Source organism: Xanthomonas sp. NCPPB 3569, from assembly GCF_041475645.2.
Taxonomy (GTDB): domain Bacteria; phylum Pseudomonadota; class Gammaproteobacteria; order Xanthomonadales; family Xanthomonadaceae; genus Xanthomonas; species Xanthomonas phaseoli.
In genome coordinates, this window is record NZ_CM192969.1 from 1,292,153 (window position 1) to 1,306,266 (window position 14,114).

At 64.9% G+C, this 14,114-nt stretch carries 10 protein-coding genes, 5 tRNA genes and 1 pseudogene; 9 read left to right on the forward strand and 7 right to left on the reverse strand.

Going from position 1 to position 14,114, the window contains the following annotated elements; all coding sequences use genetic code 11:
* Positions 1 to 126: 126 nt before the first annotated feature.
* From ppx to ACCQ03_RS05580, 5 genes are all read right to left on the reverse strand, one after another.
* Positions 127 to 1,647 carry an exopolyphosphatase gene (gene ppx / locus ACCQ03_RS05560; RefSeq protein WP_180301572.1) on the reverse strand — a complete coding sequence of 507 codons (1,521 nt, stop codon included), beginning with the start codon at positions 1,645 to 1,647 and terminating at the stop codon, positions 127 to 129.
* A 178-nt stretch (positions 1,648 to 1,825) separates the two neighbouring features.
* Positions 1,826 to 3,928, reverse strand: coding sequence for a polyphosphate kinase 1 (gene ppk1 / locus ACCQ03_RS05565; RefSeq protein WP_209226073.1), 2,103 nt, complete (start codon positions 3,926 to 3,928; stop codon positions 1,826 to 1,828).
* A 112-nt stretch (positions 3,929 to 4,040) separates the two neighbouring features.
* A complete protein-coding gene (gene phoR / locus ACCQ03_RS05570) occupies positions 4,041 to 5,369 on the reverse strand; it encodes a phosphate regulon sensor histidine kinase PhoR (RefSeq protein ID WP_057678603.1) in 1,329 nt (442 codons plus the stop codon).
* Between the two features lie 72 nt (positions 5,370 to 5,441).
* The gene (gene phoB / locus ACCQ03_RS05575; RefSeq protein WP_003483753.1) at positions 5,442 to 6,131 is read right to left on the reverse strand and encodes a phosphate regulon transcriptional regulator PhoB; all 690 of its coding nucleotides are present in this window, start codon (positions 6,129 to 6,131) and stop codon (positions 5,442 to 5,444) included.
* A gap of 182 nt (positions 6,132 to 6,313) precedes the next feature.
* Complete coding sequence (locus tag ACCQ03_RS05580; RefSeq protein WP_150147557.1) at positions 6,314 to 7,960, reverse strand: M48 family metalloprotease; 1,647 nt, start codon at positions 7,958 to 7,960, stop codon at positions 6,314 to 6,316.
* Between the two features lie 149 nt (positions 7,961 to 8,109).
* Between ACCQ03_RS05580 and grxC the strand changes: the two genes are divergently transcribed.
* From grxC to ACCQ03_RS05595, 3 genes are all read left to right on the forward strand, one after another.
* Entirely contained in the window at positions 8,110 to 8,418 is a 309-nt protein-coding gene (grxC, locus tag ACCQ03_RS05585) for a glutaredoxin 3 (protein WP_017158114.1), read from the forward strand.
* On the forward strand, positions 8,415 to 8,810 hold the full coding sequence (locus ACCQ03_RS05590) for a carboxymuconolactone decarboxylase family protein (protein WP_057678605.1): 396 nt from the start codon (positions 8,415 to 8,417) through the stop codon (positions 8,808 to 8,810). The genes grxC and ACCQ03_RS05590 overlap by 4 nt, the downstream gene beginning before the upstream one ends.
* A gap of 362 nt (positions 8,811 to 9,172) precedes the next feature.
* Positions 9,173 to 10,180 (forward strand): isocitrate dehydrogenase, encoded by a 1,008-nt coding sequence (locus ACCQ03_RS05595; RefSeq protein WP_003483762.1) that lies wholly within the window; start codon positions 9,173 to 9,175, stop codon positions 10,178 to 10,180.
* Between the two features lie 137 nt (positions 10,181 to 10,317).
* Here ACCQ03_RS05595 and ACCQ03_RS05600 read toward each other — a convergent pair whose 3' ends face one another.
* Positions 10,318 to 11,079, reverse strand: a complete 762-nt coding sequence (locus ACCQ03_RS05600; protein WP_209226045.1) for a Bax inhibitor-1/YccA family protein — start codon at positions 11,077 to 11,079, stop codon at positions 10,318 to 10,320.
* Between the two features lie 150 nt (positions 11,080 to 11,229).
* Here ACCQ03_RS05600 and ACCQ03_RS05605 point away from each other — a divergent pair.
* From ACCQ03_RS05605 to ACCQ03_RS05620, 4 genes are all read left to right on the forward strand, one after another.
* Positions 11,230 to 11,306 (forward strand) — tRNA-Pro (locus ACCQ03_RS05605).
* Between the two features lie 42 nt (positions 11,307 to 11,348).
* Positions 11,349 to 11,425: transfer RNA gene (locus tag ACCQ03_RS05610), tRNA-Arg, on the forward strand.
* 32 nt (positions 11,426 to 11,457) lie between these two features.
* Positions 11,458 to 11,534, forward strand: a tRNA-His gene (locus tag ACCQ03_RS05615).
* A 93-nt stretch (positions 11,535 to 11,627) separates the two neighbouring features.
* Positions 11,628 to 11,703 (forward strand) — tRNA-Lys (locus ACCQ03_RS05620).
* Positions 11,704 to 12,127: 424 nt separating this feature from the next.
* Here ACCQ03_RS05620 and ACCQ03_RS05625 read toward each other — a convergent pair.
* Positions 12,128 to 12,271: pseudogene (locus ACCQ03_RS05625) on the reverse strand (PAS domain-containing sensor histidine kinase); the annotation flags it as partial.
* 249 nt (positions 12,272 to 12,520) lie between these two features.
* Between ACCQ03_RS05625 and ACCQ03_RS05630 the strand changes: the two are divergent.
* Both ACCQ03_RS05630 and tig read left to right on the forward strand, forming a co-directional pair.
* Positions 12,521 to 12,605, forward strand: a tRNA-Leu gene (locus ACCQ03_RS05630).
* A gap of 201 nt (positions 12,606 to 12,806) precedes the next feature.
* A complete protein-coding gene (tig, locus tag ACCQ03_RS05635) occupies positions 12,807 to 14,099 on the forward strand; it encodes a trigger factor (protein ID WP_209226049.1) in 1,293 nt (430 codons plus the stop codon).
* The last annotated feature ends 15 nt before the right edge of the window (positions 14,100 to 14,114 follow it).

Consider the following 14,114-nt stretch of genomic DNA (forward strand, 5'->3'; position numbering starts at 1 on the left):
CGGGAATCGGGAATCGCAAAGGCAGCGTGTTGCTTCGGTTCGGCGCCATCAACACCAGTCAGAAACTTCTAAGAGCCCCGTGGCGGACTATTCCCGATTCCCGATTCCCGCCTGAGGCCGCAGGCCTCAGGTCACAAACGGTTTGAACGCAATTCCCAGCCCGGCCATGCTCTCGACTTCGCCGATCAGATCGGCGCGCAGCAGCGGGCGCGAGTCGATCCAGCTTTGCGACAGGATCAGCGATAGCCGGGTGTCGTCGGCGGTGAGTTCCAGGGTCGGAATCGGATCCGCCTCGTGTGCGCGGTGCAGCAATACCGCCAGTCGCAGCAGCGCGGCCTTGCGCCGGGTCGGCAGCAACAGGCGGTCGGGCAATGCATCGAAAGCGGTCTTGGGCACATTGCGGCGGTGCGTGCGCACCAGCGAGGCCAGCACTTGCTGTTCCTGTCGCGAAAAACCCGCGATATCCGAATGCTCCAGGATGTAGCTACCGTGCACGTGGTATTGGCTGTGCGCGATGATCAGCCCCAGCTCGTGCAGGCGCGCGGCGCGACGCAGCACCTGCGCATCGTCGCCATCCAGTTGCCAGGATTCGCAGACCTGGTCGAACAGGCGGCAGGCGGTCGCTTCCACGCGCTGCGCCTGTACTTCGTCGATGCCGTAACGCTGCATCAGCGAGGTCACCGAACTGTCGCGCGGGTCGTTTTCCCCGCCACGGCCAAGCATGTCGTACAGGATGCCTTCGCGCATCGCCGCCTTGCTGACCATCAGTTTCTCCAAGCCCAGCGCCTGGAACGCCGCTTCCAGCACCAGGATGCCGCCGGCGATGATCGGCCGCCGTTCGGCCGCCAGGCCGGGTAGCTGGATGTCTTCGATACGCTTGGCCTTGAGCAACTCCTCGCGCAGCGCCGGCAGCGCCTGCGCGGTGATCGCGCCCTTGGTCAGCTTCATCGCCGCGCACATCTCGCCGATGGCCTTGTGCGTGCCGGACGAGCCGATCGCCTCATGCCAGCCCAGCGCCTTGTACTGGCCGGCGAACTGCTGGAACTCGGCGCCGATCTCGGTCAGCGCGTCCTTCCATTTCTTCTTGGACAATTTGCCGCCGGGAAAAAACCGCCGCGTGCTGGCAATGCATCCGGCCTGCAGACTCTCGCGTTCCAGCGTCTGAAACCCGCGGCCGATGATGAACTCGGTCGAGCCGCCTCCGATGTCGATCACCAGCCGGCGTTGGTCGGGCTTGGGCGGTTGCGCATGCGCCACGCCCAGATAGATCAGGCGTGCTTCCTCGCGCCCGCTGACCACTTCGATCGCATGGCCCAGCGCGGTTTCGGCCGGCATCAAAAACGCTTGCGGCGAACGCAGCTGACGCACCGTGTTGGTCGCCAGCGCACGCACGCGCAGCGAAGGCACGTCGCGAATGCGCTGGCCGAAACGCGCCAGGCATTCCAGTGCGCGTTGGCGCGCTTCGTTGGAGAGCCCACCTTTGCCATCCAGGCCATCGGCCATGCGCACGGTCTCGCGCAGGCGATCGACGACGCGCAGCTGACCCATCAGGTAGCGCGCAATGACCATGTGGAAACTGTTGGAGCCTAGGTCGATGGCGGCAAGAAAATCGCCATCGCGCAGGGGCGGAATCGTGGGGGAGGGCATTGGCATGGCCGCATGGTAGCCGATGGGCTGTTGGCCACGTGAGAGGCCGTGCGTGCGCCCAGCCGACCGCGCACGCGATCGGTATTGCCAAGCGCTGGAAGCGGACGGTCAGTCGCCGTAATGGGTATGCCGCATGCCTGCGCAAGCGGCTTGCCACCTGGCGTGCGGCAATGAGCGCTCAGATCCGCTCGAGCAAGGTCATCTGCGCCGAATGCGCCGGCTCGCCCGGGGCAGGCGTGCGCTTGTGGTACACGCCCTCGGCGTCCAGCTCCCACGCGCTGACGTTGTCGTCCAGATAGTTCTGCAGCACCTCACGGTAGACGCGTTTGGCCAGGTCCGGTTCCAGGATCGGGAAGCAGGTCTCCACCCGCCGCAGCAGATTGCGTTCCAACCAGTCGGCACTGGCGCAGTACAACTCGGCGGCCCCGTCGTTGCCGAACCAGTACACGCGGCTATGTTCCAGAAAGCGGCCCACGATCGAACGCACGCGGATGTTGTCGGACACCCCTGGCACCCCGGGGCGCAGCGTGCAGGCCCCGCGCACGATCAGATCGATCTGCACCCCGGCCTGCGACGCCGTGTACAACGCACGCACCACCTGCGGTTCGTTGAGGGCGTTCATCTTGGCGATGATGCGGCCCGGGCGACCCTTGCGGGCCAGCCGTGTCTCGCGATCGATCCGCTTCAACACGCCGGCATGCAGCGTAAACGGCGACTGCAGCAACTGGTCCAGCTTCATGCGCGGCGCAAGCCCGGACAACTGCTGGAACAGCATGTGCACGTCGTTGCCGATTTCGGCATCGGCGGTGATCAGGCTGATGTCGGTATACAGGCGCGCGGTGCCGCTGTGGTAATTGCCGGTGCCCAGGTGCACGTAGCGTTTGAGCTTGCGGCCCTCGCGGCGCACGATCAGCAGCATCTTGGCGTGGGTCTTGAAGTCGACCACGCCGTAGACCACCTGCACGCCGGCTTCCTGCAGTTTGTCGGCCAGGCCCAGGTTGGCTTCTTCATCGAAGCGCGCACGCAACTCCACCACCACGGTGACGTCCTTGCCGTTGCGCGCGGCCAGAATCAGCGCATCGACAATCAACGAATCCTTGCCGGTGCGGTACAGCGTCTGCTTGATCGCCAGCACGTTCGGGTCGACCGCGGCCTGGCGGATGACGTCCAGCACCGCGGTAAACGCATCGAAGGGGTGATGCAGCAACACATCGCCTTTCTTGACGATCTCGAAGATGCCCTCGCTGTCGCGCAAGGTGCGCGGATTGAACGAGGGGTACTTGAGTTCGGGGCGCTGTACCAGGTCGTAGACCTGCGTGACGCGGCTCAAGTTGACCGGCCCGGCGATGCGGTAGACCGCGTTCTCGTTCAGGCCGAAATTCTGCAACAAGGTGCGCAGGATCGGTGCCGGGCAATCGTGCGCGATCTCCAGTCGCACCGCCGGCCGGTAGCCGCGCGTGACCAGTTCATCGCGCAGGGCCAGCGCCAGGTTCTCGACTTCTTCCTCGTCCACCACCAGTTCGGAATTGCGGGTGACGCGGAACTGATACGAGCCCATCACCTGCATGCCCGGGAACAGCTCGTCGACGAATTCGGACAACACCGAGGACAGGAACACGAAGCTCTGCGTGCCCTCCGGCGACAGGCTTGCCGGCAGCTGGATGATGCGGGGCAGCGAACGCGGTGCGCGCACGATGGCCAGATGCCCGGCGCGTCCGAACGCGTCCTGGCCTTCCAGCACCACCACGATGTTCAAGGTCTTGTTGAGGATCTTCGGGAACGGGTGCGCAGGGTCCAGGCCCAGTGGCGACAGCACCGGCATGATCTCGTTGCGGAAATACGCACGCAGCCAACGTTTCTGGCGCGCGGTCCATGCCGAACGGCTGAGCACGGCAACGCCTGCGTCTTCCATCGCCGGCCGCAGCACCTCGTTCCACGCGTGGTACTGCTGCTCGACCAATTTGGCGGCGCGATCGTGCACCGCGTTGAGGATGGCGGTCGGGCTCAGCCCGTCCGGCGCCGGCGGCAGCCCGAACTCCTGTGCGTGCCGCACGGTAGCTGCGCGGATTTCGAAGAACTTGTCCAGGTTGGTGCACGAGATGCACAGGAAGCGCAGCCGTTCCAGCAATGGCACCTGCTCGTCGAGCGCCTGCGCCAGCACCCGGAAGTTGAAGTCCAGTTGCGACAGCTCGCGGTTGATGTACAGCGCCGGATCACGCAACGGATCGGTGGCGACGTCGTCGCCGGGTGTGATGTCGTGCAGTTCTTTGGCGTGGCCCATGGAATCGATCGTCAAGACGGGTTGTGTAATTGCCTGGGTCGCGCAACGCAGGCAATGCGGCGCGTGGCAGACGCGTCCATCGCAGCGCGCTGCGGCGCGCACTGACTACATATCACGCCGAGCGTGACAGTGGCACCGATTGCTCGCGCTGCACGACGCGCGCAGGTACGAAATGACACGAGAATTCGCTGCCGCGTCCCACTTCGCTTTCGATATCCAGGCGCGCCTGGTGCAGCCCCAGGATGTGCTTGACGATCGACAGTCCCAGCCCGGTGCCGCCGCTCTCGCGCGAGCGGCTGCTGGACACCCGGTAGAAGCGTTCGGTGATGCGCGGCAGGTGCGAGGCGGGGATGCCATAGCCGGTGTCGCGCACGGCCAGCGCCGCACCGTCGCCTTCGCGCACGAAACGGATCGTTACCGTGCCGCCGCCGGGCGTGTAGCGCACCGCATTGGTGACCAGATTGGAAAACGCACTGTGCAGCTCCTTGTTGGAGCCGAGCAGGTCCACACCGGCCTCGTCGATCACCTCCACGGTGTGGCGGCCCTGGCTGTGCGCCTCGGCCTCGCGGCGCAAGGTCGACAGCATGGGCGCCATCGCCACGTGTTCTTCGCCGAGTTCTTCCTGCGATTCCAGCCGCGACAGCGTCAGCAGGTCTTCGACCAGCTGCGCCATGCGTTGCGATTGCTTGCGCATTTCCGCCAGCATCGGGCCCGAATCGGGAAAGTCTTCCGGATCGAGCATGTCCAGATACCCGTGCACCACCGTCAGCGGGGTACGCAGTTCATGCGAGACGTTGGCCACGAAATCGCGGCGCACCTGTTCCAGCCGCAGCAGCTTGCTGACATCGCGCGCCACCAGCAGCCAGTAGTCGTCGGAGTAGGGGATCAGGCGCAGGTTCAGGCGCAGATTCGGGTCTGCCGGCGAGGCGGCATCCAGCATCGGCTCGGCGTTGCGCCCGGCCGCCAGCCAGTGCGCCAGCGGCAACGGCTGCAGCCGCTCCACGATCGACACGCCCATGTCGCCGGGATGGTGCAGGCCGAGCAAACCGCCGGCTGCCTTGTTGAACCACTGCACGCGCTGGCTGTTGCGATCCACGACCACCACCGCATCCGGCAGCGCCTGCGCCGCGGCGCGGTAGGTGCGCAACATTTCGATCAGGCGGCGCTTGCGTGCGCGCATTTCGGCCTGGCTGCGATACAGCAGCCGGTCCAGTTCGTTCCAGGCGCCGATCCCCGCCGCCGGCTCGGCACGCTGGCGTGCAGTGAGCCGGCGCAGCACCTGGCGCAGCCGCCAGTAATGCCAGGCCAGCACGCCCAGGGCGGTGAGCGTCAGTGCCATCCACACATGCCCGATCAGCACGCCTGCCACGACGGCAGCGCCCAACAACAGCGCGAGGGTGCCCAGCGTCTTGAGCCAGGCGGAACGGATGTGTTGAGGCATGGAAGGCGTTACCACGAAGCGTCAGGTAGGCAGCCGCCCGACCGGTGTGCGGCCGGGCGGCTTTGCGGCACGTCAGGTCGCCGAGGAAAAACGATAGCCCGAGCCACGCACGGTCTGCACCATGTTTTCCAGCCCGAACGGTTCCAGCGTCTTGCGCAGGCGGCGGATATGCACGTCGATGGTGCGCTCTTCCACATACACGCTGCCACCCCAGACATGGTCCAGCAGCTGGGTGCGCGTATACACGCGCTCGGGGTGTGTCATGAAAAAGTGCAGCAGACGATATTCGGTCGGGCCGATCGGCACCGGCGCATCGCCGGCGAACACCCGGTGCGCGGCGCCGTCGATGCGCAGCTTGCCTACCGCCACGCTGCCGTCTTCGTCGTCTTCACGGGTGCGCCGCATCACCGCGCGGATGCGCGCCAGCAGCTCGCGTGCAGAGAACGGCTTGACCACGTAATCGTCGACGCCGGCTTCCAGGCCGCCGACGCGGTCGTTTTCTTCGCCGCGCGCGGTGAGCATGATGATCGGAATCTCGCGAGTGAGCTGCTCCTTGCGCCAGCGCCTTGCCAGGTCCAGCCCGCTGGTGCCCGGCAACATCCAGTCCAGCAGGATCAGGTCCGGCACACGGTCGGCGATGGCGGTCTGCGCCTCGCGGGCGTCGCCGGCATGGATGGGCTCGAACTCGCCTTTGCGCAGCGCGAACGCCACCATGTCGCGGATCGCGGGTTCGTCATCGACGATCAGAATGCGTTTCTGCACGCGGGGCTTACCGTCTGGCTTTGGTTGATCGCCAGTAGACTACGGTTTTGTGACTCTAATGTGACATCGCCGAAGGCGCCTGCGCGGCGGCTGTGGGGCGTGAAGCGGACTGGGCAGTTCCGTTACTGGCGGGCGGCCGCGCGATAACCTTCCGTCGTGAACAGCCGGCGATGCATCGGCGATCAGCGCGTGGACAAATCCGGGTCGCGGATACCCTGGCGACGCAGCTCCAGCACGGTTGGGGTGATCGCGGCAATGCGCGCATCCACGCGCGCCCGTGTCACATAGTCGAGATCCTTCTTTTTCAGTGCTTCCAGCTGGATTAATGCCTGTTCGGCGCGGCCGTTCAAGAACGCAGCCTCCGCATACGCTTCGCTGGCGCGCAATGGGTCGCCGGACAGCTCGCAGGCACGCGCGTAGCTCTGCTGCAGCAGCGGGTCGTCGCTGCTCCGGTGCAACAACGGCTCCAGCACCTGGCGCGCGCGCTGGCCGGACTCCTTGCTGGCCTGCTCGTTGAGCGCAGTGGCATAGGTCAGCGCGACCGCGCGGTTGTTGGGTAATTGCTTGAGCAGCGCATCGAAGCGGGCATTGGCCGTTTCTCGCGGACCCACGCGCGCCTGCGCCTCGCTCAGGCCCAGCGCCAGCCACAAATTGTCCGGATGCGCCTGGAGCAGGCTGGTCAGCTCGGCCACCGGCTCGCCCGGCCGCCCGCCGCTGTTGCGCAGCCGCGCCAGCGCCAGGCCGTAGCGCTGCGGATCGCTCAAGCCGTGTTTGGCGCTGCGGCGCAGGTTTTCGTACTCGCGAATGGCCGCATCCGGCGTGGCGGCGCTGAGTACGCGCAGGCGCTCCTTGGCCCAATCGAAACCCTGTTGGTCGGCGCCGCGGCTGAGCGCATCCACCGGCAACCGCAGCGCGTAAGGGAGCAGCGCGTTGCCATTGCGGCTGAGCGGCTCCGACAGCGATGGGTCGGCCGGGTCGACGCGCTCCTGGCGCGTCCCGCCCGGCACCGAGGTCGTCAGGACCACGGTGTTCTTCTTCATCTGCTCGGCGCGCGACTTGGCTTCGCTGATGCGGGTGACGGTCACCGGGTGGGTCTGCAGGAAATCCGGCGCGCTGTAGCCGCCCTCGTTGGCACGCATCGCCACCGACATGCGCTCGAAGAAGCCTGCCATCGCGTCCACGTCGTAGCCGCTGCGCGCCAACGTGCGGATGCCCAGCCGGTCGGCTTCGGACTCGTTGGAGCGGGTGTAGTCGATCTGCCGCTGCTGCATCAGCCCCATCGCGCTGGTGATGGTGGCCATGGTGGCGTCACCCTTGGAGTTGCCCCCGGCCTGCTGCGCTGCCACCACCGCCGCCAGCATGCCGAGCAGGATCGGAATCTGGTCGCGCTGCGCGCGCTCCACTCCACGTAGCACGTGCTGCTGGGTGACGTGGGCGATCTCGTGCGACAGCACCGCCGCCACTTCGTCCTCGCGCTCGGCGGTCAACACCAGCCCGGCATTGACGGCGATGTAGCCACCCAGCGTGGCGAATGCGTTGATCTGGCGGTCGCGCAGCATGAAAAACGTAAACGGCTGCTGCGGTTGGTCGCTGTTGGCGCCCAGCCGGGTGCCCATGGTCTGCAGCCAGTCGGTGATCAGCGGGTCGTCCAGCACGTAGTCGTAGTTGCGCAACTCGGCCAGCATCATCCGGCCATATTCGGTCTGGCGGGCCGGGGTCAGCAACTCGCCGGCCGACGAACCGATATCGGGCAGGCGGCTTTCCTGCGCAGGTGCCACACCCATGGCAACGGCCAGCGTGAGGGCAGTGGCGAGCGGTAGCAGGCGCAAGTGGAACTCCCAGGTGATGCGCGGAGCATGCGGGCAGCCCGGCGCAGAGGCGTGAATCATCGGTTAACCCACAGTGTTGCGGTGACGACATGGAAATTCCAGTCGCCCGGTACCATGTGTCAGACCTCACACCAACCACGGAGTTTCCCGTGAGCCAAGACCATACCGATCAGGACGCGGCCTCCGGCCCGCAGATCACCCTGTATTCCTCCGCCATCTGCCCGTATTGCGTGGCGGCCAAGAACTTCCTCAAGAGCAAGGGCAAGACCTGGACCGAGGTGCGGATCGACCTGGACCCGGCCGAGCGCGACAGGATGATTGCCCTGGCCAAGCGCACCAGCGTGCCGCAGATCTTCGTCGGCGACGTCCACGTGGGCGGCTACGACGACATGATGGCCATGCATCGTGCCGGCAAGCTCGAGCCGCTGCTGGCCGGCAGTGCGGGCGGCCAGGCATGAGTGGTTCCGACGACGGCAGCGCCGACCGCCTGCGCGAGTTCACCGAATTTCGTCAGCGCATGAACCAGCGCATCCTGGCCGAGCCGAACCAGGTGGTGCGCCGGTTCTTCGCGCTCGACACGCAGACCTACCAGGCCGGCGCGCTGGACGTGAAGACCAAGGAACTGCTCGGCCTGGTCGCCTCGATGGTGCTGCGCTGCGACGACTGCATCAGCTATCACGTGGCCCAGTGCAAGGAAGCCGGCGTGAGCCGGGAAGAGTTCTTCGAAACCTTCTCGGTCGGCCTGGTGGTCGGCGGCTCCATTGTCATCCCGCATCTTCGCCGCGCGGTGGATTTCCTGGACCAGCTCGAAGGCGGTGCACAAGTGCCGGCCCAGCACGCACACGACTGAGTGTGGTGCTGAGGCGGAAGTGGGGGATTCGGGATTAGTAAAAGCGAGCAGGACACGCGCCGCCCGATCAGGCGGCGCGTTGCGTTTGGGCGCCAGCGGCTCTTGATGGCTGCGAAAACATAGCGGGCAGTCGTCAGGCGGTGTGGGCGGCATGGAGCAACCGCAGTGCGCGGAGGATGGATCCATGCCGATTCCGTGCACCGGCTTCCTGGCCACGCAGTCGTTGGATGGTGGCCCTTAGACCAAGGTCGGTTTGGGCGCCTTCACCGGCATCGGGCATAATTGCCCGTGAAACCTCCTTGCGCCGCTCTGCCGGGTATTGCGGCTGGCGCTCCCCCCTTCAAGTTCGGAAACCCAACGTTATGACGCAGACAATCACGGTCATCCGCGGCGACGGCATCGGCCCGGAGATCATGGATGCCACGCTGTTCGTGCTCGACGCGCTGCAGGCTGGCCTGACCTACGAATACGCCGACGCCGGCTTGGTTGCGCTGGAAAAGCACGGCGATCTGCTGCCTGAGTCCACTCTGGCGTCGATCACCAAGAACAAGGTGGCGCTGAAAAGCCCGCTGACCACGCCGGTCGGCGAGGGTTTCAGCTCGATCAACGTCGCCATGCGTCGCAAGTTCGACCTGTACGCCAACGTGCGTCCGGCCAAGTCGTTCCCGAACACCAAGTCGCGCTTCGCCGACGGCGTGGACCTGATCACGGTGCGCGAGAACACCGAAGGCGCGTACCTGAGCGAAGGCCAGACCGTGTCAGAGGATGGCGAGACCGCGTTCTCCGGCACCCGGATCACCCGCAAGGGCTCCGAGCGCATCGTGCGCTACGCCTTCGAGCTGGCCAAGAGCACCGGCCGCAAGAAGGTCACCGCCGTGCACAAGGCCAACATCATCAAGTCGACCTCGGGCCTGTTCCTGAAGGTGGCACGCGATGTGGCCGCGCAGTACCCGGAGATCGAATTCCAGGAAATGATCGTCGACAACACCTGCATGCAGCTGGTGATGCGTCCGGAGCAGTTCGACATCATCGTGACCACCAACCTGTTCGGCGACATCATCTCCGATCTGTGCGCCGGCCTGGTCGGCGGCCTGGGCCTGGCCCCGGGCGCCAACATCGGCCTGGACGCGGCGATCTTCGAAGCCGTGCACGGCTCGGCGCCGGATATCGCAGGGCAGGGCAAGGCAAACCCGTGCGCGCTGCTGCTGGGCGCGGCGCAGATGCTGGACCACATCGGTCAGCCGCAGAATGCCGAGCGCCTGCGCGAAGCCATCGTCGCCACCCTGGAGGCCAAGGATTCGCTGACCCCCGACCTGGGCGGCACCGGCAACACCATGGGCTTCGCCAAGGCCATCGCCAGCCGCCTCTGAGCGCCTGGCAGATTTGCACAAAAAGAAAGGGCGCCTAGGCGCCCTTTCTTTTTGTTGGAAACCGGTCGCTCGACGCCAGTGTCACGCGTTCAAGCGAGGGGAGCCGCCGTTGCGATTCCCGAATCCCGAATCCCAGCTCAATTGCGCGACTGCAGCTTCGATAGCAGGCGCAGGAACTCGATGTACAGCCACACCAGCGTCACCATCAGGCCGAATGCGCCGTACCACTCCATGTGCTTGGGCGCGCCTTGCTCGACGCCGCTATCGATGAAGTCGAAGTCCAGCACCAGGTTCAACGCCGCCACCACCACCACGAACAGGCTGAAACCGATGCCGATCAGGCCCGAGTCGTGGATGAAAGGGATGCGCACACCGAACAGGCCCAGCACGATGGTCGCCAGATAGACCAGCGCGATACCGCCGGTGGCTGCGACCACGCCCAGCTTGAAGTTTTCGGTGGCCTTGATCATTCCGCTGCGATACGCAAACAGCAGCGCGAACAGGGTGCCGAAGGTGAGCAGGATGGCCTGGAACACGATGCCGTTGAAGCGTGCTTCGTACACTGCCGAGATCGAGCCGAGGAAGAAGCCTTCGATCAATGCATATAGCGGCGCCGTAATCGGTGCCCAGGTCGGCTTGAAGCAGGTAGCCAGTGCGAACACCAGGCCGCCGATCGCGCCGGCGATCATGTAGATGCGCGCGACAGGCAGCGGCATGCCATCGGAGCCGATCGATTGCGACCACGCGAAGGCGGCGGTGATCACCGCCATCAGCAACAACGCGCCGGTCTTGTTGACCGTGCCGTTGAGGGTCATCGCCTGACCGTCGCGGGTGACGATCGAGCCGGAGCCGGAGTCGAGAAATGTGGATTCCCGAAGGGCAGGGTTACCGCTACGCATGCGTGTTCTCCATGAAAATAGTGCTCACCCTACTGGCGAACGTGGTTGCGAGGATAGCTGATCGTTCAACTTACACAGGGTGATTGACAGCGAGGCCAATCATTCCCAAAATAGCCGACCTTTCGAGCCTTCGGGATTGAAAGGTCCCGCCGGGGTATAGCGCAGTCTGGTAGCGCGCCTGCTTTGGGAGCAGGATGTCGGGGGTTCGAATCCCTCTACCCCGACCATTCCGAGCTTTCGACGGCGTGGGAATGCGAAGTTCGGTCCGGGCGCCCGTAGCTCAACCGGATAGAGCACCGGCCTTCTAAGCCGGCGGTTACAGGTTCGAGTCCTGTCGGGCGCGCCATCGGCGGTACGGTAGGAAGCAGGTTTTCAGTGGTGGCTGTAGCTCAGCTGGTTAGAGTACTGGATTGTGATTCCAGATGTCGGGGGTTCGAGTCCCCTCAGCCACCCCACTGATGACGGGAAATTGCAGGAATGTTTGACCCCATGTGTCACGGGGTGTTGCAACGAAGCAAAAATGCACATACAATGTGCGACCAGTTTCAGGGCCGTTAGCTCAGTTGGTAGAGCAGTTGACTCTTAATCAATAGGTCCAAGGTTCGAATCCTTGACGGCCCACCAAATAAAAGCACTTAGGCAGCCGCCTAGGTGCTTTTCTTTTTCCAGGACCAAAAACAGGGTGCGCTCGTTGGGGCTGCTTTGAAAGAATCGAGGCCAGCGATAACTCGGCGTCGCGACCACGCTGTTGCAGCTTGGCGATAGCGCCGGCACCGCCCATGTCTGGTCCGGTTGGATAGCGGCTTTTCAACGCCTTTGGGGCAACGCTCAACATCGAACGCCTGGCTGGAGCGCGCTTGCCGCAGTCGCCGTCAGGGATCGAGCCGGGTCAGTTCTTCAGCGATGCCAGAAGTCTCGCGGTGCGCCATTGCGGGGCCACGTCATGGCTGTGCTGAGCGCGTCGCGCGCCGTGCTCTGCGCGATCTACAAGAAGTTGCAGGAAGCAGCCACGTCACTCGCCAGCGCCCCCGTGCAAGGCCCGCAACGCAGGCGTCTGGCTTCGCTGATCCGCAAAACTGGCCCCGAGTCCGACCAGCCCGTTGAGGGGGGGCGACGTGATTCGCTCATCCGGGTCGATCTCTTCGATGCAATCACGTGACAGTGCCACGATCTGGCGATATTGGGCTGTCATCGCAAGTGCTGATTTCACGCGGAAATTAACGAAATTTTCTCAAATCCGGCTGCAACGTGCTGGCAGCGAATGGGCTTTGTCTGCATTCAGTCGGGCGGGTGGGCCGGCCGCCGATGGCCCTCTGCATTGCATGGAGCCTCAAGTCACCGCGCGAAGCAGCTCGTGCCCTGCGGACATCACGCGCCCAGGCCTCGCAGCGCTTTTTCTTTACCGGCATCCCTGCAACAATAGCCGGGCATCTACGGCATTGCGAAAGTGGCGGAATTGGTAGACGCACCAGATTTAGGTTCTGACGCCGTAAGGCGTGGGGGTTCGAGTCCCCCCTTTCGCACCAATGCCGCGCGGCCGTGTGGGTTCCGGCCGCTGCACTTCCTGCAAACCGCTCGCTTGTGTCCGTAACGCCGCTGCGCGCATGCCGCTGGCAGCGGCCGCCGTTATCGGCGAAACTACAAGGCTCGGCGGCATTCTCGCCATCCGTCAACCCGCATCTTCCATCTCGTGCCGACGCTGTGCGCTGTCGGTGGCAGGAGTCAACATGCAAGCATCGATCGAATCCACCGGCAATCTGGAACGCCGCCTGACCTTCACCCTGCCGCAGGAGCGCCTGGAGACGCACGTCGGGGGCCGCCTGCGCGAGCTTGCGCGGACCACGCGCATCAAGGGCTTCCGTCCCGGCAAGGTGCCGACCAAGGTGATCGAGCAGCGCTTCGGTCAGCAGGTGCGTGCCGAGGCGATGGAAGGCCTGCTGCGTGAGACCTTCGATTCGGCCGTCCGCGAGCATTCGCTGCGCCTGGCCGGCAACCCGCGTATCGATCAGGGCGAGACCGATTTCGACTTCGTCGCCACCTTCGAAGTGGTACCGGATTTCGGCGACATCGACGTGACCAAGCTGTCGGTGGTGCGTGCGACCGCTGAAGTGACCGATGCCGACATCGACCAGATGATCGAGAACCTGCGCCTGCAGCGCCGCACCTGGAATCCGGTCGAGCGCGGTGCGCAGGTCGGCGACCTGGTGGCGCTGGAGACCTGGTCGCAGGCTGGCGACGAGCGTCTGCCCGCCGAAGGCGTGGAGACCGGCAGCAGCGTGCTGGGTTCGGGCGTGATGTTCGACCAGATCGAAAAGGGCCTGGAAGGCCTGACCAAGGGTGAAGAAAAGACCCTGACCGTCGATTTTCCTGCCGAATGGCGCGTCCCGCAGCTGGCGGGCAAGACCGTGCAGGTGCACGTCAAGGCGGTCGAAGTCTCCGAGCCGGTGTTGCCGGCAGTGGACAAGGAGTTCATCAAGAGCTTCGGCGTGAAGAGCGGCGATGCCGAGCAGTTCCGCGCCGATATCCGCACCAACCTGGAGCGCGAACTCAAGGGCGCGCTGATGAACCGTCTGCGCCGCGAAGTGGGCGAGCAGCTGATTGCCGCCTACGCGCATGTCGAAATGCCGCCGCGCCTGGTCGAGAACGAAGCCCGTTCGATGCTGGCCCAGCAGGTCGAGCAGGTCCGCCGCAGCGGTCGCGATCCGGGTCAGGTGCCGGCCGATGCGCACCAGGGATTCATGGATGCCGCCGCCAAGCGCGTGCTGGTCGGTCTGCTGGTGGGCGAGGTGGCGCGCCGCAACGAATTGCGCCTGGAATCCAAGCGCGTCAGCGAAACGCTGCGTCTGATCGCTTCGACCTACGAAGAGCCGGAACAGGTCATTGAGATGTATCGCAACGCCCCCCAACTGATGAACGGGCTGCAGAGCCGCGTGATGGAAGAGCAGGTGATCGACTGGATCGCCGAGCGCGCCCAGCACACCGAGCAGTCGCTGTCGTTCCAGGACGCCATCCGCGTCTGATCCGGCAGTAAGAGA